Source organism: Myxococcus sp. AS-1-15 (assembly GCF_020037055.1).
Classification (GTDB): domain Bacteria; phylum Myxococcota; class Myxococcia; order Myxococcales; family Myxococcaceae; genus Myxococcus; species Myxococcus fulvus.
Genome location: NZ_JAIQDF010000005.1, coordinates 509042 through 533342, shown reverse-complemented (window position 1 = coordinate 533342; position 24301 = coordinate 509042). Strand labels below are relative to the sequence as shown.

Sequence of the window (24301 nt, the reverse complement as noted above, 5' to 3'; positions counted from 1 at the left end):
TTTCTCCTGGGGATGCGAAAGCCAGACGTCCTCGCTCTCGCAGGGGTGTGCTGGGATTGGGGTGCCGACGGACCCTCGCGAGGATGAGAGGAATCGCTCGGCGGGGTGGGGTTGCGCTATTGGCAGTCACGCGTCCACAATTCGTCGCGTTCGCTCTGCATACCCTCGTGCCCGGATGCGACTCTCCCTCGTCCATAAAATCACCGTGGCGCCCGTGGTCGTGGCGCTGTTCTTCGCCCTGCTGTCCATGGGCTACACCATTCCGCGTCTGCGCCAGGCCTTCGAGGAGCAGGGCCACGAGATGAGCATGGCGGTGCCGACGGCGCTCGCCTCCGCGATGGCGGACCTGCTGCGCAACCGCGAGCAGCAGGAGGTCCAGCCCACGCTGGACGCCGTGGCTCGGGAGGGCGCGCTCGCCTACGTCGCGCTGGTGGACGCGCGGGGCTCGCTGGTCGCCGTGTCCGGGACCCACGCGTCGGTCCTCCGCGAGCACGTGGAGGGGCTGGCCATCTCGAAGGAGGGCACGCCGCTCGAGGCGCAGGGCCTGGAGCTGCTCGACATGGCCGCTCCGGTCCCGGGTGGACTGGGGGCCGTGCACGTGGGCTTCAACCGCACGGAGGCTCGGGGCCGTATCGAGAGCGTCCTCGGCAACATGCAGCTCATCCTGATCGCCGTGCTCGTGGTGTTGATGGGCGCGGCGTGGACGCTGAGCCGCCGGATGGTGGCGCCGCTCGTCTCGCTCACGGGGGCCGTGCGCCGCATCGCCGAGCACGGGGACTTGCGTGAGCCGGTGCACATCTCGACGCAGGACGAGGTGGGGGAGCTGGCGCTCGCGGTGGGCATCCTGGTGGGGAAGCTGAAGGACCTTTTGCACCAGCTCCACTCGTCCACGGAGCTCTTGAGTGACTCCGTGCAGGGGCTCAACGAGTCCGCCAGCGAGCAGAACCAGATGGTCTCCCGGCAGGCCGCCGCCGTGCAGGAGACGCAGGTGACGGCGCAGGAGATCCGCCAGACGGCGCTGCTCGCGTCCAGCTCCGCGCAGTCGGTCATCGAGGTGGCCGAGCGCGCCGAGGCGCTGGGCAGGACGGGGGAGGAGGCGGTGGCCGCCAGCATCGATGGGCTGGTGGACCTGCGCTCCCAGGTGGAGCAGATCACCGAGCGCATCATGTCGCTGGGGGAGAGGACGCAGCAGATTGGTGGAATCACGGAGACGGTGAAGGACCTGGCGGACCAGTCGCATCTGCTCGCGGTGAACGCGGCCATCGAGGCGGCCCGCTCGGGCGAGCACGGCAAGGGGTTCGCGGTGGTGGCGCGGGAGATTCGCGCGCTGGCGGACCAGTCCATCCGCGCGACCAATCAGGTGCGGAAGATCCTCAACGACATCGGCGAGGCGATTGCGGGGACGGTGCAGATCACCGCGGAGGGGACCCAGCGGATGGAGGCGGGGCTCGCGCAGGCCCGCGCGTCCGGGGACACGCTGCGCGAGCTGACGACCATCGTCCAGGACAGCACGGCGTCCGCGCGGCAGATTGCGCAGACGGTGAACCAGCAGGCCACCGGCATCGAGCAGATCTTCACCGCCGTCAACGAGCTGAACGCGCTGATGGGCGACACGGTGAAGCGCATCTCCTCCACGAACGAGTCGGCCGTGTCGTTGAAGATGCTCTCCGAGCGGGTGGCGGAGGTGGTCCGAGCGTATCGGGTTTGAAGTCACGCCACCTCGAACAGCGAATTCCATGATGGGCTTGTTTTCAGCGTGAGCCTCGGGCGAGTCGGCGGGATGTGTGTAGGCATCCGCCGAATGCCCTGTCTCCCGAAGGTTTGTCAGACGTCAATGCCAGCATTTTGCCATGGGCCTTCACATAAGGAAGGCGTCGGGTGACGAATGCGTGCTGGTCTTTGGGTGGTGAGTGTCGCCCTTCTTTTCATGGGCTGCGCTGGAGTGGACTCCGCGACACGCGGGGACATGTTCCAGCAGCGAGCGGCGACACCAGGAGAGCGATGGGATTCTTCGAGCGAGACTCCCGAACGCGAAGTGGATGGCGACGCGGTCGACGCTCCCTCCGGTCAACGGCTCCACCGACGCCATTTGTTCCGGGACTCCGTGTCCCTTGGTACGGGCAGGAGACCTCAGGATTCGTTTGTTGCCCTGCTTCAGAAGGCGGGACTCGAAGATCGCGACGCGCAGCCAGTCGGGGGAAGCGCTCTCACCCCGATTCACGCAGCGAGACTCCTCGAAACGTTGTTGAAGAGGGAGGTCACGCTGGGGCAGTTCCCAGCGCGGGTTGCGGTGGGCTTCTTGCTGCGGGAGATCTTGGTCACGGGCGAAGTGTCGCGGGTCGAGTTGGTGCGCCGGGTCGGGCGCTTCAATCATCTGGCGGTACTCCGACCTGACGGATGCCTTGCGTGGGTGCTCACCGGAAGGACTCAGCAACGGGTGTCGCCCGTTGAATGGAAGGGCGGAGCCTTTCGCGCGCACGGCTTCGAACTGGGCCGCTTCTACGATGGGCGAACGGGCGTCTTCCGACTCCTCAACGATGAGCTGCGGGAGGAAACCGGCTTCCCCCTGGCTGACGTCCATGACGATGCCGATGTCATCAGTCGCACCCTGGACGGGGCCGAAGAGGCGTTCATCGGGCTCGCGCTGGCTGTGGGGAAGTTCTTCTCGACGTCACCAGCAGACAACTTCGCAGCCCTTCGGCAGATGCCTGCCTCCGTTGTGGCGTTGATGGAGTCCTCTCCGGAATACCTGGAACGCTTCCGATACATGCCCCGGGGCGAGCAGGTGCAGGCTGTCTCCAAACTGGTGACGAGTCTCATCGCCACGTGGGGAACAGTATCCGCCGCGACACGCACCTTGGAGGGGACAGCCCTCGCCACTGCGAGAATTCCAGCCCTCACATTGGCCGCAGACGGCACGGTGGCGCTGCGTTTGGTGGCGGCGCCTGTGGGGCGTGCGGCTGCGGTGCTGGGCGGTGGGCGCAGCGAGACTTCGGGCTGAGGGCTGTCGAGAACGTCCGCAAGGGGAGTTGGTGATGGACCTGGAGTCGCTCGTCGCGCAGTTCGCTGAGAATATCGCGGCGCAGACGGATTGCATCCGGAGTGGGGATGCGAAGCGCGGAAACAAGCATGCGGACAAGGCCTATGCCGCGTTCACGAAGTTGCGTTCCCTCGGCGATGCAGGCCGCGATGCCCTCGCATCACTGTTCTCGTCGCCTCGGGTCGACGTGCGAGTCACCACCGCGGCCTTCCTGTTGAGGCACAAACCCAAGGAGGCCAGGGGGGTGCTCGAAGAGGCGGCACGAGGCGAGGGGATCTCCGCGCTCGGGGCTCAGCAGACGCTCAAGAACTGGGAGAACGGCACCTGGGCGTTGGACCCCCTGGAGTAGCCGGCCCCCGCCCATGTCGGCGCTTCAGCTCGGGCGGTGACTCCCGGTGCTCTCCCGCGCCAGCATCCTCGCCGCGTGCGGCCGGGGCATGAGCCGCGACACGAGCGCGCTCACCGACGTCACCGGGTGTGCCCCGGGCTCCGGGAGCCGCGCCGCGAGCAGGGCCGCGCAGAGCCTCGCCACCGACGACAGCACGAACAGCACGTGCAGGTTCACCCAGGGCTGTCCTCCGAGCACGAAGTTCTCCGGCAGCGCGGAGGCGATGGCGCCCCCGAGCGCCGCGGCGAGCGCGTACGCCAATCCACCCGCCGTCGCGAACGCGGCCAGATAGAACGGCCGCCCCTTGCGCGGCGCCACCGTGAGCGGCAGCGCGAAGATGGCCAGGCCGTGCCCGCTCCACAGCGCCCCCGCGAGCACCACGTCGAACAGCAACGGCCAGAGCGTCCCCGCGGAAGGCAGGAGCCACAGCGCCGGGATGACGCCGATTCCCAGTGAGCACGCCATCAACACCGGCTGCGCCCCCACGCGGTCGATCATCTTCCCCCACAGGGGCGCGGTCAGGATGCGCACCCCCGCCACGGCCGCGGCATGCAGCGCCAGGATGACGAACGTCATCTTCAGGTTCTGGATGCTGTGCAGCGCGAAGAACGGCGCGGACACCCCCACCGCCGCGTTCCAGGCCACCTGATACGTGAGCACCCGCCGCGCGAGCGGGTCCTTCAGCGGCCCCAGCGCGCCCTTGAGCTCCAGCCGAGGCGTGGTCCCCGGCGGCGCCGGGTCATGCTGACTGGCCATGAGCAGCGTCGTCACCACGCCCATCACGCAGGCCCCGAGCGCCAGCAGCGGCAGCGCCAGTCCCACCCCGTCCGCCGGACGCAGCCGGTCCAACAACAGCCCCGCCGCCAGCGACGCCAGCGTGCCCGCCAGCGTGGTGAGCGCGGTGCGCCGCCCGAAGAACCGGCCTCGCACCGCGCGCGGCACCAATTCCCCCATCCACGCCACCCACGCGTTGTTGCCCACCACCCCCAACACCGCCGACGCCCCCGCCACCCCCAGCAGCACGTGCTGGCGCGCCGTCAGGTCCAACTCCCACCACGGCAACACCGCCAACGGGAACATCACCAGCCGCGACAGGCAGATGGCCGTCAGCGCGACGCGCCGGTGTCCGAACGTCGACGTCAACCACGCCGCGGGGAACTGGATGAACTGCGCGCAGAACGGCAGCGCCGTCATCACCCCCACCAGCAGCGGGCCCAGCCCCAGCGCCATCGCCCACGCGGTGAGCACCGTGGCCCCGGCGCACGCGGTGAACACCTCCGCGAACATGCCCTCCGCCACGGACAGGCCCAGGGTCGCGCGCAGGCGCCGGGTGGGCGTCAGGTGCGCGTCCGGCCCGTCCACCGGAGGCGCCCCGAGCAGCGGCGCGGACGAGCCGGGCAGCGACGAGCCCGGACGGAAGAGGGGGACGGCGGAGGCGAGCGAGGCGAAGCTGCTCAGGACGTAACGACGGAAGGCGGCGGGGCTCAACGCGGTCCTTGCGACGAGGAAGCGGGGCGTCCCACGTCTGTCTCACGCCCGCGGCAGGGGCCTCAATCCGACCTCCCACCCCCCTCGGCCGCCCGCCTGGAGCCCTGCCTCCCCAGGCCGCCTGCTCCCCCGTCCGGAGGGGGACGCTGGAATCAGGTGCAGTTCAAGCGGTCTTGAACTATATGAACGTTCGAGGAGAACGGCGCACATGGAACTGGCTCGGGAGCTCACGGACTTTCTGGCGGCGGTGGAAGAGCGGCTCAGCGGCATGCTGGTGGATGGCAACGCCGGTCCGGACGTGAAGGGCGACACGCTGATGGAGGCGGCCCGGCACCTGTGCCTGGGGACGGGCGGCAAGCGGGCCCGGCCCATGCTGGTGCGGCTGTTCGGCGGCGCGGTGGGGGTGGCTCCGGAGCGGCTGGTGGACGTGGCGGTGGCGTCGGAGTTCATCCACTCGGCCAGCCTGCTGCACGACGACGTGGTGGACGCGGGCATGTTCCGCCGGGGCCGTCCCACGGTGAACGCGCGCTGGGGCAACATCGTGGCGGTGATGAGCGGAGACCTCATCCTGTCGACGGGCCTGCACCAGCTGGCGCTGCTCGACTCGCGGCTGACGCTGTCGGCGCTGTCGGTGGTCTCCGAGATGACCCGCGCGGCCATCGCGGAGGTGGAGGCGCGCGGAGACCTGGACCTGCCGCTCAACCGGCTGCGCTTCATCGCCGAGGGCAAGACGGGCTCGCTGTTCGGCTGGTGCGGACACGCGGCGGCGACGCTGGCGAACCAGCCCGACGCGGTGGAGCGCTTCGACGGGTTCGGCCGTCACCTGGGCGTGGCGTTCCAGATCGCCGACGACATCCGGGACATCCTGGGCACGGACGCGGGCAAGCCGCGGTACGCGGACGTGCACTCGCGCACCCCGTCGATGCCCATCCTGCTGGCGGTGGCCAAGGATGAGAGCCTGCGCCGCAAGCTGAAGGACGCGTGGGCCTTCTCCACCATCACGCCCGAGCGCACGAAGGAGATTGGCGCGGCCATCGAGGCCACGGGCGCGGTGGATGCGTCCATGGCGCGGATGAACGTGGAGATCGAAGCGGCGCTGGACAAGCTGGGGCACTTCGCGACGGACCCGGCGGGGGCGGAGCTGGTGGGCTGGGCTCGCAAGCTGTCGGCGGGGATCGCCGAGCAAGTGCAAGGACGCGCCGCATGAAAGGCTACCTGTGGACGGGGGGACACGGGAGCGCGGGCGGTGAGCCGCCGGTCGTCGAGGGCCGGCTCGCGCCGTGGGAAGCCATCGCGGTGGACGCGGTGGGCAACGTCATCGAGTTCTGGGGCTTCAAGCGCAACCAGGGCCGGGTGTGGGCGCTCCTGTACCTGCGCGGCGAGCCGCTGACGGCGGGGGAGATCGAGCGCGAGCTGGACCTGTCGAAGGGCGGGGTCTCCATGCTGCTCCGGGACCTGGAGCGCTGGGGCGTCATCCAGCGGGTGCGGCTGCCGCAGGACACCGTCTGGCGCTATGGCGCGGAGACGGACCTGGTGCGGATGGTCCGCCACGTCATCGAGGAGCGCGAGGCGGGCTTCGTGGCGCGCATCCGCGCGGACCTGGCGGAGGCGCGCAGGCTGGCGGAGACGACGGGCGGGGTGCCGCTGGAGCGGCTGGAGCGGCTGGAGAAGATGGCCACGCTGGCCGAGCACGTGGAGCGGGCGCTGCGGCTGTTCATCAAGACGTCGCGCCTGGACGTGTCCGGGGTGCTGGCGGTGTTCCGGGACGGGGCCTCGCGGCGCGGGGACCGGTAGGGGAGGGCTGATGGATTCGCACTACGACATGGTGATGAAGGCGCGCGAGGGCGCGGACCCGAAGGCGACGCGGCTGTACTTCGCGTACTCCACCATCCTGGACCGGGCGGCGTTCGAGGAGTGGCGGCAGCAGCACTCATACGGCTTCTTCGATCTGCCGGAGGGGCGGCTGGCGGAGGCGGTGGACGTGGACCTGGTCTACGACTTCCCGTCGCGCTGGTGGGGTGGACGGGTGGCGGGGCTGGCGGATGCACCGGGGGGCCGCATCTTCGGGCGGCTGTTCGAGATTCGCGGGCAGGACTGGCCCATCGTCCAGCACAAGGAAGGCTTCGTGACGGGGATGTGCGTGGAGCGCGCGGTGAAGGTGCGCGTGGACGGGCAGGAGGTGGAGGCCACCGCGTTCGTCACCAATCCCCGGCGCGCGTCGCAGGACGGCTCGGTGAGCCCTCGCTTCGTGGAGGCCCTGGTGCGAGGCGCCCAGGCGGCGGGCCTGCCGGCCGAGTACGTGGAGCGGCTCAAGCGCGGGGCCTAACGGGCTCGCGGTGGAGGCAACCTTCGGGGGCGCCGTGCGGATGCGCGCGGCGATGCCTAGGTTGCCTCCACGGCCATGTTCCTCTTCTTCTCCAACAAGCTGGGCTGCGCGGGCAGCATCCTCGTCTCGGTGGCGCTGAGCCTGCTGCTGTACTTCCTGTTCATGCGCGCGTGAGCGCGGGGGCTCAGACCTCGATGGCGCGCCCGGCGCTCAAGGTCACCCCCATCAGGCGGACGGAGTCCATTCCCAGCGAGGTGGCGATGGCCATCAGCGCGAACCGGGCGTACCTGTAGGCGTTGAACTTGAACTCGCCGAAGTTCGGGTCGAAGACGTACCAGTCCTGCCAGGTCATCCCATGGGAGCGGTAGACGCCGATGGCGTGCGCCCTGGAGGTCCCCTGCTTGTTGAAGAAGAGCAGGCAGGTGGACTGCTTGGGAACCAGCGCCATGAGGGCGTCGAACGAGGTCTGGAGGCTGTCCATGTTGCCGGGAGCCAGGGCCCAGTGGCCCAGCCCGGCGAGATGGAGGCCGAAGGCGAGGGCGAGCCCTGACTCCGTGGAGGTCAGATAGGCGCCATTGCCGTACTCCTGGCCTCGGGTGAGCCTCCTGATTTCGAGGGTGGTGGGGTCCTGGTCGGGGGGGACCTCCTCGTCATCGATGCGGCGGCTCTGTTGCGCGAAGAGCCGCGTCAACTTCAACTCGTCGATGGTGGCCTGGTCCCGGTCCAGCTGCTCGCCGTACAGCTTGTGTTGTTTTGTAATCTCGGCGAGGTCGAGGAGGATGGCTGTGATGCGTTGATCCGGGGTCTGCTTGAGCGACCAGTTCATCCAGACGGCCGATGCCATGATTTCCCGGGCCCAGCGACACGAGAAGGCAAAACATATCCTGCCGCCTCCGTAGCGGCTTTGGTTCATCAGTCGATGACTGATGGCGTTCTGCTGAATCATGTCCGAGATGGACGGTTCATTTCGCATGGGTTCACGGTCCTGATCCCAGGGGAGATGACGGGTCGCGTGCGCCCCCGCCGCGCAGTGCCTGGCGACACAGGCAGTGAATGGCTGCAAGCGCGTGGCCAGTACGGGGACCCGAAGGCGAACCCAGGGCGGCTCCGAGGCGTGCGTTTCGTCCAGACGCGGCTGCGTCCCCATACCACGCGTGAAGTAGGGCGGCCCTGGATGTGCGTGGGTGTCGGTGTCCCGCGATGGCCGAGCGAGGCGTCGCGGCGGGCGACGACACTGGCGGGTTGATACAGATTTACATGTATTAATGAGAATGCGCAGGCCTTGCGGCTCAATGCCTGCTTCCTCTGAAATACGGTTGCCACATCCACGGGATTTCTCCAGCATGGCCAAGAATGGCCGTCCAGGATGACCCACCCCCCGCCGTGGCTGTATCAGCCCGGGACTCCACCCAGGTCGGGTTGAGACATCGTGTGGGGCGGCCGGGTGTCCTGGCATGTCTGGTGGGCGCGTGGCTCGTGGCCTGTATCGCGGGAATGGGCCTGCTGTGGCGCTACGCGAACGCCGCGGGTGAGCGTTCCCTGCCGCCCGCGAGGCTGCCGGAGTCGCTGGGGCTCGCGCGTGGCCCAGGCGACTGGGCGCTGCTCGTCTTCCTCCACCCGCAGTGCGCGTGCTCGCGCGCGACGCTGACGGAGCTGGGGAAGCTGGTGCACTTCGCGGGGGCGCGGCTGGTGACGCGGGTCTACATCTGGGCGCCCCGCGAGGCGCCCGAGGGCTTCGTCCAGTCGGAGCTGTGGGAGCGCTCGCGGGCCTTGCCGGGCGTGGAGGTGCTGGCGGACGTGGATGGGCAGGTGGCGCGGGAGCTGGGCGCGGTGACCTCCGGCCACGTGGTGCTCTACGCGCCGGATGGCACGGAGCGCTTCAGCGGTGGCATCACCTCCGCGCGCGGACATGAGGGGGACAGTCCTGGGGGACTGGCCCTGCGCGCGTTGGTGTCATCGGGAGAGGCCGAGCGCTCCGAGTCGCCGGTCTTCGGCTGTGCGTTGAGAACACCTTCACAGGTCACGGGGGCTTCGCCACGATGAGGATCCAGGTTTCCGAGGCGGAGCTCGCCACGCTGTCTCAACAGCTCCACGCGAAACAAAGTCTGGCATTGAGCCGCCGCACGGACCGGACGTTCGCGGCGTTGATGGTCTTGCAGTGGCTGGGCAGTATCGTCGCGGCGCTGACCATCTCCCCCAGGGCCTGGGCGGGGCTCGAGAGCTCGGTCCACTTCCATGTCGAGGCCGCCGTCTGGCTGGGCCTGCTCTTCGGCGCACTGCCCGTCACCCTGGCGCTGACGCGGTCGGGGCGGGCCTCCACGCGCCATGTCATCGCGGTGGGACAGGCGTTGATGTCCGGCTTGCTCATCCACCTGATGGGCGGCCGCATCGAGACCCACTTCCACATCTTCGGCTCCCTGGCGCTGCTGGCCATCTACCGCGACTGGCGGGTGCTGCTGACGTTCAGCGGCGTGGTGGCGGCGGACCACTTCCTGCGCGGGGCGTTCTGGCCGGAGTCGCTCTTCGGGATTCACGCGCTGGAGTCCTGGCGCTGGCTGGAGCACACGGCGTGGGTGGTGTTCGAGGACCTCTTCCTCATCGCGTCCTGTGTGCAGGGGCAGCGGGAGATGCGGGACGCGGCGCGGCGGGAGGCGCTGCTGGAGTTGTCGCGGCGCGCGGTGGAGGAGCGGGTGGTGCGGCCGCTGATGGAGTCGGCGGATGCGCTGCGGGACTCCATGCGGACCCTGACGCAGGCGACGGCGGAGCAGCGCCGGGAGCTGGCCCGACAGGCGGGGGCGCTGGAGGAGACGCGGGTGACGGCGGAGGAGATCCGCCAGACGTCGCTGGTGGCCTCGCAGCAGGCGACGCGGATGATGGAGACCACGGCGGAGGCCGGGAACATGGGCGAGGCGGTGGAGGCCGCCATCGGCAAGAGCGTGGAGGGGCTGGCCGCGCTGCGCGAGCAGACCGCGGACCTCACCGAGCGCGTCCGGTCGCTGGGGGCGCACACGGACCGCATCGCGGGCATCACCCGCTCGGTGCAGGACCTGGCGGACCAGTCGAATGTGCTGGCCATCAACGCGGCCATCGAGGCGGCCCGCTCGGGCGAAGCCGGGCGGGGGTTCTCGGTGGTGGCGCGGGAGATTCGCGGGCTGGCCGGGCAGTCGGTGGCGGCGACGCAGCAGGTGAGGGTGGTGCTCGGGGAGACGCGCACGCGCATCCAGGGCGTGGTGGAGATCACCCGACAGGGCGGCGAGCGCATGAGTCGAGGCATCGAGAGCATCCGTGACTCCGGCGAGCAGCTGAAGACGTTGTCCGCGCTGGTGAAGAACAACGCGGACTCGGTCCGGCAGATCTCCGCGGTGGTGAGTCAGCAGTCCGCGGGCGTCGCGCAGATCTTCAACGCGGTGTCGGACCAGACGGAGCTGATGCGGACCTCGATGGCCCGCCTGGAGACCACGCACGCGGCCGCGGACGGGCTGCGTCACGTCACGGACCAGATCCACGACATCATCGCCCTGTATCAGGCCAAGAGCTGAGGCGTCACGCCTGCCCCACTGCCCAAGCCCGCCGCATGGACTACACTGGGCGAACGGCATGGGCTCCAGGCATTCGATGAGGTTCGGACAGGGAAGGGCGCTGGCGGGACTGTTGTGGCTGTCCTGCGCGAGTGCCCTGGCGCAGACATCGGAGCCGGGCCCCAAGGAGCAGGTGCTCTCCGCGCCGCGTCCGCTGCTGGGCGTCGTGGTGGCCAGTCAGGTGCTGGACCTGGTGTTCGCGGTGGAAGGCCAGCTGAGCGAGGTCAAGGCCCACCTGGGGCAGCGCGTGCAAGCGGGCGAGGTCGTCGCCGCGCTGGACGCGGAGCCCCTCCGGCTGGAGCTGGGCACGCGTCAGGCCAACATGCGCGCGTCGGAGGCCGTCGTGCACCGGGCCGTGCTGGTCGTTGCCCAGGCCAAGCAACGACTCGCGCGCGAGCAGCGCATCCGGGACTTCTCCGCCGCTCAGGCCGAGGAGACGGCGCAGAACGACGTGGCGCTGGCGGAGGCGGACCTCCAACTGGCGCAGGCCCAGCTGGCCTCGACCACGGCCCGCGCGGCGCAGGCCGAGCGCGACGTGAACGTGGCCCGGTTGAAGGCCCCCTTCACCGGGACGGTCACCGAGCAGTACCTCACACCGGGCATGCGCGTGAGCATGGGCATGCCCGTGCTCAGGCTGGTGAGCGAACAGATGCGATTGCGCTTCGCCATTCCGGAGCAGCTGGCTCCAAGCGTGCGTCCCGGTGACACCGTGCGGGTGCGCCTGCCCGCGGTGAATCTGGAGCTGACCGCCGTCGTTGACCGGTTGTCGCCCGAGGTGGACCTCTCCTCGCGCCATCAGAAGGCCGAGGCCTTGCTCCAGGTGTCCGAGGCGCTGCGCAGCCAGCTGGCCAGTGGACTGGTCGCGGAGGTGTACCTCCAGCCCGGCCCCCGTGCGCGAGGCCGTGTCGTGACCACGCCTTGAGCCAGGGCGTTAGCGTGCGGCGTCCAACCGCAGCTCGCCGCGCTCGAAGCGCGCCACGTCCCCGGGGCTCCAGTCCAACACCTTCGTGAAGACGCCCAAGGCCTTCAGGTGGTCGCGCACCGCCGCGCCGCAGGCGGCCTCGGACGGCTCGCCCAGTCCCCAGCCGACGTCCTGGATGGCGCGGCCCACGCCCTCGAAGCCGTTCGCGTAGGGCAGGAACCAACGTGCTCCGGCGGCGGCGCACACCTGGGCCACTCCCGCGGGCCCGGCCGTGGCACTGCGCAGCCGTCCGGCCAGGTGGTCCGCGTACAGCTCGCGCAGCCTCGTCCAGGGCAGCGCGGCCCAGTAGTGACTCAGTCCTCCGAAGAAAGGCGAGAGGAACTCACGCTGGCACGAGAGCACCGCGTCGACCGGCCCCAGCTCCCGGCGCGAGCGCTCGACCACCGCCTCCATCCGTCCCTCCGGGTCCGTCCCGCTGTCCACCAGCAACAGGCAGCTGAAGTCCTCGGTGGTGAAGCGGTAGCAGTTGCCCCAGCTCCGCAACCCCTCGGCGAGCGGCGGACCGTCCGGCGACGGCTGCTCGCCGTAGAAGGGCAGCACGTCCACGCGGATGTCCCCCACGTGCACCGTCTCACCCCACTGGGGCGCCAGGGCGCGCTGGCCACACCTGCCCAGCACCTGGGCGAAGTCCTGCATCGTCAGCAGGTTGGGGCGAGGCACGCGCGGCACCAGCACCGGCACGCTCGCGTCCGTCAGGTGCGACAGCATCGACGGCACGTGCCAGTGGTCCACATGCCCATGGGTGATGGCCAACGCGTCGGGGGGCCCGTGGGCCAGGTTTCCCGGTGCCAGTCCGATGTGATTCATCCGCCGCTGGAGCGGAATCGGGTCCACCAGCACCGACGTCGTCCGTGAGCGGATGAGCACACTCGCATGCTCACGTCGGTAGATGCCCGGACCGGAGGGCTCCACCCAGGGCGAGGGGGGCGGCCCCGCGGCGAAGAGCGCGTCACGCCAGCCCGACTCATCGAAGGGCCACGCCTCGCGCACCTGCTCCAGGGTCGAGGCGAGCGCCGTGGCGCGCAGGAACCCGGCCACCGCCGGCACGTCCTCCACGGCCAGCCGCGTGCGCCAGCGCTCCTCGCCCTGCTGGAGCACCCACCACCAGGCACCCTGCTCGGGGAAGAGCACCGGTGACTCCACCAGGAAGCCACCGTCGTCCACGCCCTGGGGACGCAGCAGCCCCGGCCCCAGTCTCGCTTGCGCCGCTTCCAGCACCCGCCGCGAGCCCTCGGGGTCGAAGCCCTCACGCAGCAGCACGTCCAACAGCTCGGTGAACGGCACTGCGCCCACCCTGTCCGGCAGCGGCGTGAGGTCCAGGATGACGTCCGGCGCGAAGCGCATGCGGCTACCCCGCGGCCTGGTGGGGACGGTCCTGCGAGGACACCAGCTCGAAGTAATCTCCGCGCTTCTCCATCAGCGCGGCATGCGTTCCCTGTTCCACCAGCTGGCCGTTCTTCATCACCAGGATGAGGTCCGCCTCGCGCACGGTGCTCAGCCGATGGGCGATGACCACCCGCGTGCAGCGCAGCTCCGCCAGCGCGTCCTGTACCGCCCGCTCCGTCCGGGCATCCAGGGCATTCGTCGCCTCGTCCAGCAGGAGGATGGAGGGGTTGGCAGCCAGCGCGCGCGCAAGCGCCAGTCGCTGCCGCTGGCCTCCGGACAGCGAGGAGCCCATCTCGCTCAGCACCGTCTCGTAGCCCATGGGCATGGCGACGATGTCGGCATGCACCTGCGCGCGGCGCGCCGCCTCCTGCACGGTCTCCATTGGCAGCTGCGGGTCCGAATAGGCGATGTTGCGACGCACGTCGCCTCGGAACAGCGAGGGGTTCTGCAGCACCACTCCCAGCTGCCGCCGCAGCTCCTTGAGGTCCAGGTCCTGGAGGGGCACGCCGTCGTAGCGGATGGTGCCCGAGCTGGGCAGGTACAACCCCAGCAGCAGGTGCGCGAGGCTGGACTTGCCCGCGCCCGACGCGCCGACGATGGCCACGAACTGTCCCGGCTCGATGGTGACCGACACGTCCCGCACCACCAGCGGCGAGTGGGGCCCGTAGCGGAACGACACGCCCTCCACCTGGATGCACCCCGCCACCTCGTGGCTGCGGCGACGCTCTCCCGGGAGCTGCTCGGCGGGTGACTCCAGCACGTCGTCCACGCGTGCCAGATAGCTGCCCACGAGCTGGAGCTGGAACGCCGTCGTCACCAGGTTCGAGACGGGCAGCAGGAAGCCCGCCGCCAGGGCGTTGAGCGCCAGCATCTGTCCGAGCGTGAGCTGCCCCTCCATCACCAGCAGCGCCCCCAACCCCATCACCATCAGCGGCGACGCCATCCGCAGCGTCGCGGTCAGCGAGTCCGTGAGCGCCGACACCCGGCCGCGCTCCAGCGACACATTGAGCACGTCCACGTAGAGGTTGGACCAGTGCTGCACCGCGCGGTCCTCCAGCCCCATCGCCTTCAGCGTCTGCACGCCCGTGAACAGCTCCACCTCGTAGTTCTGCGCCGACGCGCTCACCTCCAGGTTCTGCGCCATCAGCTCGCGCTGACGTCGGCTGGAGAAGAGGAACACCGCGCCTTGCAACAGGGCGAGCACCGTCACCAGCGCGCCCATCTTCGCGCTGCCGGCGAACAGGAGCCCCAGGTAGAGCAGCACCAGGCTGCCATCCAACAGCCCGGACAGCGTGCCCGCGGTGAGCAGCTCGCGCACCGTGGTGTTGCTGTTCAGGCGGTTCATCAGGTCGCCCGCCGAGCGCAGCTGGAAGAACGAGAACGGCAGGTGCACCAGGTGGTCCAGGAAGCCCAGCGTCAGCCGCGCATCCAGGTGCGTGCGCAGTTGCAGGAGCAGGTGCGCGCGCACGAGCGACGAGAGGAACTGGAAGCCCACCAGCGCGGCCATCCCCGCGCCCAGCGTGGCGAGCAGCGGCACGTCTCCGGCCGGCACCACCCGGTCCACCACCGCGCCCGTCAGCGACGGCAGCGCCAGGGCGAACAGCTGGAGCAGCAGCGACATCACCGCCACGCGCAGCAACGCGGGGCGCTCCTCCAGCAGCAGGTGCAGGTATCGATTGGGTCCTCGACGCGGCGCCGCTGTCTCGAAGGTCTCCGAGGGCTCGAAGAGCAGCGCCACGCCGGTGAAGGACTTGCGGAACTGCTCCAGCGGAACACGGCGCCGACCGAAGGCCGGGTCCACCACCTCCACGCCCGCGCGCGTCAGGCGCTCGAAGACGATGAAGTGACGGAACTCCCAGTGCAGCACCGCGCCCGGCTCCAGCAGGTCGAGCTGGTCCATGTCGACCTGGGCCGCGCGGCCCACCAGGTCGAAGCGCCGGCCGGCCTCCAGGATGGCGCGGGCGGAGATGCCCCGGATGGAGAGGCCCGCGGCCGCGTGCACCTCATCCAGCTTCACGTGGCGGCCCCAGTAGCCCAGCACCATGGCGAGGCACGCCGCGCCGCAGTCCGTGGACGCCATCTGCGTGACGACGGGGATGCGGCGCCGGCTGAAGCGCGCGCCCAGCCGCTGCAGCGCGGGGAAGCGCTCGAGGAACGAGGGGGGTGGGGTGGGCTCAGTCACGTTGCTTCCCGAGCAGCTCCAGCACCGGCAGCAGCGTCAGCCAACCATTGCGCGCGCGCACCTTCACCCAGGCTTCTCCGGCCATGCCGGGGTGGTACGCGTAGGTCTCGCCATCCGACTCGAAGGTCTCCCGGGGCAGCCGGGCCTCCACCAGCACCACGGGGCCGTCGTCCACGGTGATGGCGTCCCCGACGCCGGGCCCCAGGTAGCGGCGCACCTCGGCGGGGCCCACCAGCTCGTCGCTGACGGAGGCGACCTGGAGCGACTGCCACGCGTACGGAAAGCCGGTGAGCTCCATGCGCAGCGGCTGTCCGGGGCGCAGCATGGGACGGTACTGTCCGGGCACCAGGGCCACGGCCCAGGCCTCCGCGCCGCCGCGCACCAGCGACACGACGATCTCGCCCGCGGTGAGGAACTGCTGCTCGCGCACGCGCACCTCGCCCACCTGTCCATCACAAGGGGCCTTCAGCACGCGCTCACCCATCCGGGCCTCGGTCAGCTCGAGCTGGGCCCGGAGCGTGGTCAGGGCCTGCCTGGAGTCGACATTGAGTGGCTCCAGCAGCCACATGGCGAGACGCGAGCGGAACTCCTCCTTCATCCGCTCCCGGTCCGCCGTCTCGCCCCCCGCGTACAGCTCCACCAGGGGCTGGCCCGCGCGCACTTGTTCGCCCCGGCGCACCAGGACCCGACTGACGCGGCCACCGGCGGTGGAGGTGACCTCCTCCATGCCCTTGATGCGCACCAGCACCGGACCCCGCGCGTAGTCGTTGATGTCCACCAACGCGAGGCCCACGCCGCCCACCACGACGAGCGCGACCACCAGCCACCAGACGGCGTGGGTCCACCCTGGCGTGATGCGCAGGAGCGCGCCTCGGGCGTCGGGCCGGGCGTGATGCTCCAGCGCCTCTTGTCGGAAGAGCTTCTGCGGGGGCGGCTGTACGTCGCTCATGTCTTCATCGTCCGTGCCCGGCGCGAACGATACAGGCGCGTCAGGAAGTCATAAAGGATGAGCTCCTGCGCGCGCTGGTCCGCGGGCAACAGCCGGTTGACGTGCATGTGCAGGAGGCTCTCCGCCAGCGCCTCCACCTTCCCGGAGAGCCGGCCTTCCGATTGGGCGTGTCGCAGGTGCTCGACCACGGGACGCATCGCTTCGCTCCGGCGCTGGAGGGCGCGCAGCCCTGGCCGCCAGGGGCCCTCCGTATCGTGGGGCGTCTGGAGCAGCGCCTCCAACGCGCGAGCCTCCTTGCGGAACCGGGTGCTCAGCTGCGCCTCGAAGTGTCGCTCCACCTTGAACTCGGCGCCGAAGCTCCGGCGAAGTCGCTGCATCACCTCCAGCTTCGCGTCGAGGTCCATCCCCAGGTCCTCGAGCAGCGCATCCAGGCCCTTCACGCCCAGACGCCACCGCGTCTCCGCGCCCGCGTCGCCGGGGTATGCCTCCAGCATGGCGAGGACCGCCTCGCTGTCCGCCTGGAATGCCGCCTCGCAAGCCTCCATTCCGGCCGGGCCTCCGTAGCGCTCCACCTCGCGTTCGTAGGTGTCGAGTTGCAGCCGCCACGCTTCACCCGAGGCGAGCGCTCGCGCACAGGCGTCGCGCAGCAGGGGCCACACCTCGGTGTCCAGTCGCCGCGGTGCGCCGTGGAAGCGCAGCCGCACGTGGGGCTCGGGGTCGTGATAGCGGATGAAGAACCACCGGTCCGACGCGCCGCTGGCCACCGCCGCGCGGAGCGCCTCGCCCAACGTGGTGCGCAGCAGTCGGTCCAGCGTGCCGGTGCCGCCGTACAGCTTCACGTACAGCCACTCCGAGCCGGGCGGGAAGGTGCGCACCCCGGACGACTCGACGGTGCTCCTCGTGGCGGGCCGAGGGGGCTCCGCCGCGTGACGGAGGAAGGGGATGACCACCTCGTGTGAATAGCGTCCGGTCTCGCCCTCGATGCACACGTCTCCGGGGCCGGGCAGCAGCTCTTCCAGCGTCGCGTACGGGCGGGCCTTCACCACCTGCACCAGGGACTCGACGCTCAGCACGTTGTCCAGGTCCACGGGGAGCTGGTTGTCCGCGTCACTCAAGCAGACCCAGCGCGGCAGGCGCGCCTCGTCGCGATGGCGCTGCACGGCCTCGAAGCGCGCCACGCCTCGCGCCGCGCCCCAGGCCTTCAGCGTGTCGCCGCGCACGCGCCACGTGGCGGGCGACAGCACCAGTCGTCCGTGCGCCACTCGCGGAAGGAAGGGCGCATCCGACAAGGGCCCCCACTCGAATCGGAGCGCGTCGACGTCCTGGGATTGCAGCGCGCCCAGGAAGCGGTAGGCCCCCAGGCCGCGAGCACCGAAGTTGTGCGCGTTCGTCAAGCGCGGCACGACCTCGCGGCCCTCTCGGCCCGAGCGCAGCACGATGCGGTGGCCCTCCACCGACACCCACAGGTCCGTCATCGGGAGCTGCGACGACTCCGGCAGACCGGAGCGGCCGAGGAAGACCAGGTCGTGCTCTCGCAGCGCGGGGCGGCAGAGGATGTTGCCCACGCGGCCCTCGGGCATGTGCACCACCTCCGCGAACAGGGCGTCGGGTCGCAGGGCCTCCTCGGCCTGCAGGTAGCGCCGCACCGCGGCTTCCAGCTCCTTGTCCCCATGGCAGAAGCGCCCCAGGTAGAGCGCTCCCGAGGGGCCATGCACGTTCTCCAGCAGGAAGCGGAAGCGCCCCGCCTCCACGGCCTCCGGTGAATCCGCCAGCACCGTGCCCACCACGCCGAAGGACTCCGGCAGCCGCGCAGGGCGGCGGGCTTCCAGGGCCTGGAGGTCCGACTCGTCCAGCACCAGCTCCACCGCACCCGAGCGGCGTACGGACTCCAGCCGGTGGAGCAGGTGTGTCCAGCGCGGCTCCCACCGGGGGCCCTCCTGTCCACCCTTGCCGGGGAAGAAGAAGCCCGCGAGCAGCGGGCCGGTGCCCGCGCCCGGACCTCGTGACGTCATGAAGCCGACGCCGCTCTCTTCATCCAGGGCCTCCAGCAGCGGCACTGGACGTCCCTCGTAGCGTTCCAGCAGGCGCTGGCGGAAACGGCCCAGGGCGGTTCCTTCTCCCGCCGCGGGAGAGATGCGCTGGAGCAGCGTCACGCCTCGCACCACCTCGTCCAACACGCGACGCGGCAGACGCACCTCGTGCGCGGGGCGGAACATGTCCACCTGGAACAGGCGCGACAGCTCCACGGGGACCGGCAATGCCTCGAGCGTCCTGGCGACTTCGCGGTAGGTCTCCGGCGGCAGGCCCGGAGGCCTCGAGTCCAGGTCGGTCAGCGTGGTGGTGACCTGCGTGAGTCGCTCGCACACGGTCGACAGCGCGGGGAGGTCCCTCGCGGACTCCAGCAGCGAGGGCAGGGGCTCGGGGCCGGTGACGACGGGCGCCCACGTGCTCACCAGCAGCTGCGCCTGCACCAGGCTCTCCAGATACTCGAGGGCCTCCTCCTCGGAGACACCCTCGGTCGAGACCAGCGTGTTGGCCAACGTCGCGAGTGGCGCGCCGCCGCGGGCCTTCTCCAGGGTGGTCTCCAGGTGGGGTTCGGGCTCCACCGCGACCAGGTGATACGAGCGCTCGCGGCCGTTCAGCCGGGACTCCATGTAGCGAAGCTGGCCACCGGCACGATACAGGCTGGAGTTGGGGACGTAGTGGAGCGTGCGTCGAACCTCCGGCTCCCGCGATACGTGAGACACCAGGGCGCTCACGTAGTCCATGTCCAGCCTCGTGTGACGGCGCACACCGGTGCGCCCCTGGATGCGCAGCGACGCGGTCTCACCCAGGTCGCCCACGGCGTGGCCCGCGAACAGGCCGAACGGGGTGGCGCGACCGGCCATGCGCGCCAGGTAGCGCACCAGGGTGTGCTCCACCTTCTGGCCCGCTTCGGACCCGGGTGACTCCAGCCATGTCGACAGGCTGTCCATCAACGAGGGAGAGGCGATGAACAGCGCCTCGCGCACCAGCGGATCCTCCACGTGCGCGCGCAGGCGTTGGCGCAGCAGCACGCGGTCCCGTGCCAGCGCCGCCTCGAGTGCCTCGGGTCGGGCTCCCGGCGCCTCGAGTCCGCAGGCCCACTCCACCAGCACGTCCAGCGGCAGCAGGGGCGTGCGGATGGCCAGGAAGCCGTCGTGTCGGAAGGGAGCCCTCCGCACGGAGGGGGAGCGAGCATCGGCGGCGGTCAAGGATGTCTCAAGGTGACGGACTGTGTCGCGAGTCTCCGGATAATGGATGTGCGCGTCATCCGTCAATCCGCCCATTTCTTTATGACCCACCTTTTCTTGACTTGATTGTTTGAGTTAGGAGTCAAGCTGTCCGCCACGGAAGGTTGTCGTGACGGATTCTGCACCGCGTCATGTTTCGTGACGTGAAACCCGTGTCGTCATCCCCCTCACTGATCAGGAGTTCTTGTGAACGAGCCGAAGAAGACGGTCGCCGCGAAGCGCAAGCTCACCCTTCACCGCGAGACGCTGCGCTCCATGGACGAGGGTGCGCTCCAGATGCTGGATGGCGTTGTCGGTGGCACCGGCACCACCAACCCCTACACCAACTTCCCCTCGGGCAAGTGCGGTGTGATCGAGACCTCTCCCGAGGTGGCCGGTCAGGTCGATCCGTAGTCGTCTTTCCGTGTCGCGGTGCACACCGTGACGCGGGAGTCGAAGGCCTGGGGTGCCCGGTCAGCCCGTGGTTGGCTGGGCGCCCTGTCGCGCGAGCTGGGTCGAGAATGTATCAGGTCTGGGGTGTTTCAGACTCGGCGCGCCTGTCTGTGATGGGTTTTGTGGCGCGTGACGTCTTGAGACATGAAACATGAACGGAGACATGGACTGCTCCGCGAAGTGGCGGCCCCTGGTGGCAGGGGCGCTTCAGGAAGAGGTGCTCCAGGTCGTTCAGGGGTTGGCTCGGGCGATCGAGGAGTCCCTCTCGCAGCGTGTTCCGGATGCATCGCTGGCGTCTGGGGACTCGGGCCTGGCGCTGCTGTTCGCCTGGATGGACAAGGTGGCCGCGTCCGCGCATCACGCGGGGTTGGCGCGGGGGCTGCTGGATGACGCGATGGAGGCGGTGGCGTCACGTCCCATGGGGATGGCGCTGCACTCAGGTGTGAGCGGGGTGGCGTGGGCGTTGGAGCACCTGGGGGAGGGCGGTGACGCGTTGGAGGAGGTGGACGCGGCGCTGGCCCAGCGGCTGGCCGTGGCTCCCTGGACGGGGCCCGTGGAGCTGCTCTCGGGGTTGGTGGGGTTGGGGGTGTATGCGTTGGAACGTTTGCCCCGGGCGGATGCACGGCGTTGCCTGGAGGGTGTGGTCGCTCGACTGGGGGAGACCTGGCGGCGCGAGTCGCCCGCCGGTGGCCATGACCTGGGCGTGGCGCATGGCGTGCCGGGAGTCATCGCGGTGTTGGCGGGGGCCGTGAGGGCTGGGGTGGCGGAGTCAGAGGCCCGAGGATTGTTGGACGACGTGTGGTCCTGGGTGATGGCGCGGCGACTGCCACTCGTGGGGCGACGGTTTCCGCACCAGGTGGTTCCTGGCAGGGCGCCGCAGTCCACGCGCGCAGCGTGGTGCTACGGAGATCCGGGCGTGTCGCTGGTGCTGTTCACGGCGGCGCGTGCAGTGGGGGAGCCCGGCTGGGCGGCCGAGGCGCTGGACATGGCGCGTGAGGCCGCGAGGCGCCCGCTGGAGGACTCCGGAGTGAAGGATGCGCCGTTGTGCCATGGCGCGGCGGGGCTTCTCCACATCTACAACCGGTTTCATCAGGCCACGGGGGAGGAGCTCTTCGCGAGCACGGCGCGGCGGTGGCTGGAGCATGCGCTGCGCTTCGGGCAGCCGGGGAGGGGAGTCGGGGGCTTTGCCTTCTGGGGGCAGGATGCGCGGGGTGTGCCCTCGTGGGTGGATCGCCCTGGGCTGTTGGAGGGAACGGCGGGCATCGCGCTCGCGCTGCTCGCGGCGGCTTCGAGCGTGGAGCCGAGTTGGGATCGGGTGCTGCTGATGTCGCTTCGTGAATCGGCGTGAGTCTGAACGAGAGCCGTCGGAGGCATCGCACCTCGGGGCATGGGGGCGGGGGCTACAGGGCCCTCGCCTCACCGTTCATGACGGTAGGTGGCTACCCCGGGTCGAGCGCCCAGGTTCCTTCTTCCCATCGCTTCAAGGCCTGCTGCGCTCCGAAGGGGACAAGCCCCTTTCCCTTGGCGGCCTCTTCCAAGACCGCTTTGGCCTCGGCCGTTCGATAGCGGAGCAAATGGGCAGCAGCCATCACTCGCACATCCATTCGTTCGTGCTTGAGCAGGACGAGAAGCGCATCGCGCCCTTTATCTCCGTGAGACAGCAACGTATCGACGGCAGCACCGTACTTCCTGGCGTGCTTGTTCCCCGTCTTGGCGTCTCCCCGGAAGATGGCTTCGTTCTGCGCCGCCACGTTCAGCGCGAATTCCTCGACGAGCTTTTCCAGGTCCATCACCAGAGCCCCTTCGCCACGTTCTCGATGGCCAGCAGTCCAAAATCACGCTGGGCCCCGTACGACTGTGTGCTCAACCATTGCCGTACGGTCAATGGCGAGCCCGTAATATCGCGTCGAATCGAAGAGAAGAACGCGCTGACGTCCGTGTGCAGGAGCTTGTCCATCGGGATGACGTTCTCGGTGTTGTGAAGCGCCTGGGGCCCGAAGCGATTCACGTTTCCTGGGGTCTGCTCGACGATGTGGTGCCACTCCTTGTCTTTTCCCGCCGGGCCCATGGCCTTCTTGAAGCCGCTGTACGACCCCCAGGCCCTGTAGCCCGCCGGCTGGACCTTGGTGGCCGTGCCTGCGCTAGTGCCACTCACCGCCATGGCCACGGCGCCGGGGGCGAGGGCGATGGTGACGGTTTCGGCGCTCACCGCCACCGCGCTGACTTCAGCGACCGCAGCGAGCCGGATTCCCACCTGTGCTTCGGCCTGCACCGCTGCCTGCGCGGCGGCTGGGAGCCCTGACACCTTCGAGCCCAGACCCGCCGCCGTGTTTCCGATGGCCGCCATGGCCAGCATGGCGAACGCGCGCGCCGCGTTGCGGCCCATGACCTGGCCGTATCGCATTCCCGCCTCGCGGAGTTCGTCGAACGTGGTCGCTCGCTCCGCCTCCGCCATCAATTGCTTGAAACCGACGATGAGACTCCAGAACGTGTCGAGCCCTACGTAGGCAATGAGCGAGGCAGTCATCACCGCGGCCACACCCTTCGAGAAGGGCTCGGGAACCGTGAGCAGGATGCAGTACGTGGTCCATGTCCAAAGGACCGCCGACATCACGGCCTGGGGATCGGCCATGTCCTCGAAGGCGTCCATCATCTCGTCCCACACGGCCCCCTGGGCCTGCGCCATGGCAAGGGCGTAACGACCATCTCCAGTGACGGTGGGGTTCTCTGTCAGGATGCTCAGGCAATCGCTGGGTTTGTTCGTACGTTCGCACCAGCGCAGGTAGGCGCGTGTCAGCGCGACTTCTGGGGCGGGTTGTTCGCTCTCCAGATGCTCGCTTGGTCCCAGCGGGATGACGCGGTGCCCACGTGGCTCGTACAGGTACGTGCCGCTGCGCGCATCCATCTCGAACAATCGCCGAGCTGCTTCCTGGGGATGACTTGGCAGCCGCACGCCGCGCGACAGCCTCTTCATGGCGTCAACGAAGTCGTCCTCATCCACTTCAACCGGCGCGGCCCCGGCGCCGCGTGGCGTCAGGAGGATGGGGGCATCACGGCCCGTCTGGAGTCGAACGGACCTCGTGGTGCCGCTGCATGCAGACAACAGCACGAGGATTAGGGGGATCGACCATCGTGGCAGCATCCAAAGTCCTCTTGGCGAAGGCTCCCCATTCGAGAGCGTGCGTCGTCGCCAGGGATCGTGAAATACTAGCTAGTCATGAAATTGTCTCCCACTGGACTTGTTGCTGGGTCGAAGGGCTGCTGTCGACCCACGCTCATTCAGGCGGCATCCGCGCCGCGTGCCTGCTCCGTGGCGCCGAAGAGCTTCGTCCCCAGTGCATGCGCGGTCTTCAGGTGGACCTTGGGGTCCTGGGTCTCCGAGTCGACCAGCAGCTCCGAGGTGACGACCTTCGCTCCGCAGTAGTCGAAGATGCCGTGGTCGATCTGCGTCTTCATCGCCCCGAAGTACCCGTGCCGCGCATAGGTCCGCAGGTCCGCGCCGGCGATGGCGACCAGGTGCACCTTCAGGTGCCTCAACTTCTTCTCCAACCCCGTGTTCAACCCGAAGTCGAACGCCCACCCGTTCGAGAACACCCGATCGATCCACCCCTTCAACAACGCCGGCATCGACCACCAATACACGGGGTAGACCAACACCAACGTGTCCGCGCGGTCGATTCGCGCCTGCTCGACCAGGACATCCTGCGGCGGCGTCTCCTGTCTGCGATGCACCGCCAGGTCCGCCTCGCTGAACCGCGGATCAAACCCCTCCGCTGACAGGTCTGCGAGCTCGAACGTATGCCCCGCACCCTCCACAGCAGCCCCTATCCGGGCGGCGATGCCGTGGGTGAGCGACTTCTCTTCAGGATGCGCGACGACGATGAGGGCATGCATGGCGGAAGCTCCAGACGACGGTCACCTGCGGACCGCTGCGTACTCTTGGTAACTTACGTTTGGTAGGTTCGTTTTCAACCCGAAGTTCGAGGATCGCGAAGGCGGATGGAGCACGATAACTCGCGGATCAGAATTGCCGTACCTACATGAACAAACATGCAGGCTCTTGCGGTAACAGGGGCTGCTCGATTTGTTCAGCAATTCTCATGTGTTGAATGACATCCGCCTGAAATCACTCAAGATCCCGACCCACTGAGTCTCAGTGCAGGTGGGTCTTCCACCCCTGTCCCTGGCACTCGTGCGGCTGCGATCGCGATCACCTGCGATCCTGATCGCCATGCCTACATGCACGCTTTATCAGTGCCCTGGCGTGGCCTGAAAATC

Annotated in this window: 20 protein-coding genes; 11 read left to right on the top strand and 9 right to left on the bottom strand. The window is 69.2% G+C overall.

Annotation, left to right across the window (positions count from 1 at the left end):
* Positions 1–175: 175 nt before the first annotated feature.
* The 3 genes from K8625_RS17800 to K8625_RS17790 all read left to right on the top strand — a co-directional run bounded on the left by K8625_RS17800 (position 176) and on the right by K8625_RS17790 (position 3389).
* Positions 176–1708: a methyl-accepting chemotaxis protein gene (locus K8625_RS17800; RefSeq protein WP_223783362.1), complete on the top strand. Its 1533-nt coding sequence runs from the start codon at positions 176–178 to the stop codon at positions 1706–1708.
* Between the two features lie 537 nt (positions 1709–2245).
* Positions 2246–3001 carry a hypothetical protein gene (locus K8625_RS17795; protein WP_223749075.1) on the top strand — a complete coding sequence of 252 codons (756 nt, stop codon included), beginning with the start codon at positions 2246–2248 and terminating at the stop codon, positions 2999–3001.
* A 34-nt stretch (positions 3002–3035) separates the two neighbouring features.
* Positions 3036–3389: a DUF2019 domain-containing protein gene (locus tag K8625_RS17790; protein ID WP_223749074.1), complete on the top strand. Its 354-nt coding sequence runs from the start codon at positions 3036–3038 to the stop codon at positions 3387–3389.
* A 24-nt stretch (positions 3390–3413) separates the two neighbouring features.
* Here K8625_RS17790 and K8625_RS17785 read toward each other — a convergent pair whose 3' ends face one another.
* Positions 3414–4916 carry an MFS transporter gene (locus K8625_RS17785; RefSeq protein ID WP_223749073.1) on the bottom strand — a complete coding sequence of 501 codons (1503 nt, stop codon included), beginning with the start codon at positions 4914–4916 and terminating at the stop codon, positions 3414–3416.
* Between the two features lie 208 nt (positions 4917–5124).
* Here K8625_RS17785 and K8625_RS17780 point away from each other — a divergent pair, with 208 nt between their 5' ends.
* The 3 genes from K8625_RS17780 to K8625_RS17770 are packed head-to-tail and all read left to right on the top strand — an operon-like array spanning position 5125 to position 7242.
* A complete protein-coding gene (locus K8625_RS17780; protein WP_223783361.1) occupies positions 5125–6123 on the top strand; it encodes a polyprenyl synthetase family protein in 999 nt (332 codons plus the stop codon).
* Positions 6120–6710 carry a GbsR/MarR family transcriptional regulator gene (locus K8625_RS17775; RefSeq protein WP_141332387.1) on the top strand — a complete coding sequence of 197 codons (591 nt, stop codon included), beginning with the start codon at positions 6120–6122 and terminating at the stop codon, positions 6708–6710. Before K8625_RS17780 ends, K8625_RS17775 begins: the two co-directional genes overlap by 4 nt.
* 10 nt (positions 6711–6720) lie before the next feature.
* The gene (locus tag K8625_RS17770; protein ID WP_223749071.1) at positions 6721–7242 is read left to right on the top strand and encodes a gamma-glutamylcyclotransferase; all 522 of its coding nucleotides are present in this window, start codon (positions 6721–6723) and stop codon (positions 7240–7242) included.
* A 184-nt stretch (positions 7243–7426) separates the two neighbouring features.
* Here the strand turns inward: K8625_RS17770 and K8625_RS17765 are convergent, their stop codons facing one another.
* Complete coding sequence (locus tag K8625_RS17765; RefSeq protein WP_223783360.1) at positions 7427–8086, bottom strand: YopT-type cysteine protease domain-containing protein; 660 nt, start codon at positions 8084–8086, stop codon at positions 7427–7429.
* Positions 8087–8625: 539 nt separating this feature from the next.
* On the opposite strand from K8625_RS17765, the gene K8625_RS17760 reads away from it, so the two are divergent.
* The 3 genes from K8625_RS17760 to K8625_RS17750 all read left to right on the top strand — a co-directional run bounded on the left by K8625_RS17760 (position 8626) and on the right by K8625_RS17750 (position 11742).
* Entirely contained in the window at positions 8626–9285 is a 660-nt protein-coding gene (locus K8625_RS17760; protein ID WP_223749069.1) for a RedB protein, read from the top strand.
* Positions 9282–10781, top strand: a complete 1500-nt coding sequence (locus K8625_RS17755) for a methyl-accepting chemotaxis protein (protein ID WP_223783359.1) — start codon at positions 9282–9284, stop codon at positions 10779–10781. Before K8625_RS17760 ends, K8625_RS17755 begins: the two co-directional genes overlap by 4 nt.
* Before the next feature lie 76 nt (positions 10782–10857).
* Positions 10858–11742 carry an efflux RND transporter periplasmic adaptor subunit gene (locus K8625_RS17750; RefSeq protein WP_223749067.1) on the top strand — a complete coding sequence of 295 codons (885 nt, stop codon included), beginning with the start codon at positions 10858–10860 and terminating at the stop codon, positions 11740–11742.
* A 9-nt stretch (positions 11743–11751) separates the two neighbouring features.
* Here the strand turns inward: K8625_RS17750 and K8625_RS17745 are convergent, their stop codons facing one another.
* The 4 genes from K8625_RS17745 to K8625_RS17730 are packed head-to-tail and all read right to left on the bottom strand — an operon-like array spanning position 11752 to position 19522.
* Entirely contained in the window at positions 11752–13146 is a 1395-nt protein-coding gene (locus K8625_RS17745) for an MBL fold metallo-hydrolase (RefSeq protein ID WP_223783358.1), read from the bottom strand.
* Positions 13147–13150: 4 nt separating this feature from the next.
* Complete coding sequence (locus K8625_RS17740) at positions 13151–15370, bottom strand: peptidase domain-containing ABC transporter (protein ID WP_223783357.1); 2220 nt, start codon at positions 15368–15370, stop codon at positions 13151–13153.
* On the bottom strand, positions 15363–16319 hold the full coding sequence (locus K8625_RS17735; protein WP_223783356.1) for an efflux RND transporter periplasmic adaptor subunit: 957 nt from the start codon (positions 16317–16319) through the stop codon (positions 15363–15365). The genes K8625_RS17740 and K8625_RS17735 overlap by 8 nt, the downstream gene beginning before the upstream one ends.
* Positions 16316–19522, bottom strand: a complete 3207-nt coding sequence (locus tag K8625_RS17730; protein ID WP_223783355.1) for a lantibiotic dehydratase — start codon at positions 19520–19522, stop codon at positions 16316–16318. Before K8625_RS17730 ends, K8625_RS17735 begins: the two co-directional genes overlap by 4 nt.
* Positions 19523–19777: 255 nt before the next feature.
* Here K8625_RS17730 and K8625_RS17725 point away from each other — a divergent pair, with 255 nt between their 5' ends.
* Both K8625_RS17725 and K8625_RS17720 read left to right on the top strand, forming a co-directional pair.
* Positions 19778–19984: a hypothetical protein gene (locus tag K8625_RS17725; protein ID WP_046713920.1), complete on the top strand. Its 207-nt coding sequence runs from the start codon at positions 19778–19780 to the stop codon at positions 19982–19984.
* 190 nt (positions 19985–20174) lie between these two features.
* Positions 20175–21371 (top strand): lanthionine synthetase C family protein, encoded by a 1197-nt coding sequence (locus tag K8625_RS17720; protein WP_223783354.1) that lies wholly within the window; start codon positions 20175–20177, stop codon positions 21369–21371.
* A gap of 91 nt (positions 21372–21462) precedes the next feature.
* Here K8625_RS17720 and K8625_RS17715 read toward each other — a convergent pair whose 3' ends face one another.
* The 3 genes from K8625_RS17715 to K8625_RS17705 form a co-directional block, all read right to left on the bottom strand.
* Positions 21463–21813, bottom strand: coding sequence for a DUF2019 domain-containing protein (locus tag K8625_RS17715; RefSeq protein ID WP_223749060.1), 351 nt, complete (start codon positions 21811–21813; stop codon positions 21463–21465).
* A complete protein-coding gene (locus K8625_RS17710) occupies positions 21813–23165 on the bottom strand; it encodes a hypothetical protein (RefSeq protein WP_223783353.1) in 1353 nt (450 codons plus the stop codon). Before K8625_RS17710 ends, K8625_RS17715 begins: the two co-directional genes overlap by 1 nt.
* Positions 23166–23302: 137 nt before the next feature.
* On the bottom strand, positions 23303–23917 hold the full coding sequence (locus tag K8625_RS17705; protein ID WP_223783352.1) for an NAD(P)H-dependent oxidoreductase: 615 nt from the start codon (positions 23915–23917) through the stop codon (positions 23303–23305).
* Positions 23918–24301: the final 384 nt, after the last annotated feature.

Bases quoted from the DNA above. Each gene is read 5' to 3' on its own strand.
- K8625_RS17800 (WP_223783362.1), top strand. From the start codon at position 176: ATGCGACTCTCCCTCGTCCATAAAATCACCGTGGCGCCCGTGGTCGTG.
- K8625_RS17790 (WP_223749074.1), top strand. From the start codon at position 3,036: ATGGACCTGGAGTCGCTCGTCGCGCAGTTCGCTGAGAATATCGCGGCG.
- K8625_RS17780 (WP_223783361.1), top strand. From the start codon at position 5,125: ATGGAACTGGCTCGGGAGCTCACGGACTTTCTGGCGGCGGTGGAAGAG.
- K8625_RS17775 (WP_141332387.1), top strand. From the start codon at position 6,120: ATGAAAGGCTACCTGTGGACGGGGGGACACGGGAGCGCGGGCGGTGAG.
- K8625_RS17770 (WP_223749071.1), top strand. From the start codon at position 6,721: ATGGATTCGCACTACGACATGGTGATGAAGGCGCGCGAGGGCGCGGAC.
- K8625_RS17765 (WP_223783360.1), bottom strand. From the start codon at position 8,086: ATGGCATCGGCCGTCTGGATGAACTGGTCGCTCAAGCAGACCCCGGAT.
- K8625_RS17755 (WP_223783359.1), top strand. From the start codon at position 9,282: ATGAGGATCCAGGTTTCCGAGGCGGAGCTCGCCACGCTGTCTCAACAG.
- K8625_RS17750 (WP_223749067.1), top strand. From the start codon at position 10,858: ATGAGGTTCGGACAGGGAAGGGCGCTGGCGGGACTGTTGTGGCTGTCC.
- K8625_RS17745 (WP_223783358.1), bottom strand. From the start codon at position 13,146: ATGCGCTTCGCGCCGGACGTCATCCTGGACCTCACGCCGCTGCCGGAC.
- K8625_RS17735 (WP_223783356.1), bottom strand. From the start codon at position 16,319: ATGAGCGACGTACAGCCGCCCCCGCAGAAGCTCTTCCGACAAGAGGCG.
- K8625_RS17720 (WP_223783354.1), top strand. From the start codon at position 20,175: ATGAACGGAGACATGGACTGCTCCGCGAAGTGGCGGCCCCTGGTGGCA.
- K8625_RS17715 (WP_223749060.1), bottom strand. From the start codon at position 21,813: ATGGACCTGGAAAAGCTCGTCGAGGAATTCGCGCTGAACGTGGCGGCG.
- K8625_RS17710 (WP_223783353.1), bottom strand. From the start codon at position 23,165: ATGCTGCCACGATGGTCGATCCCCCTAATCCTCGTGCTGTTGTCTGCA.
- K8625_RS17705 (WP_223783352.1), bottom strand. From the start codon at position 23,917: ATGCATGCCCTCATCGTCGTCGCGCATCCTGAAGAGAAGTCGCTCACC.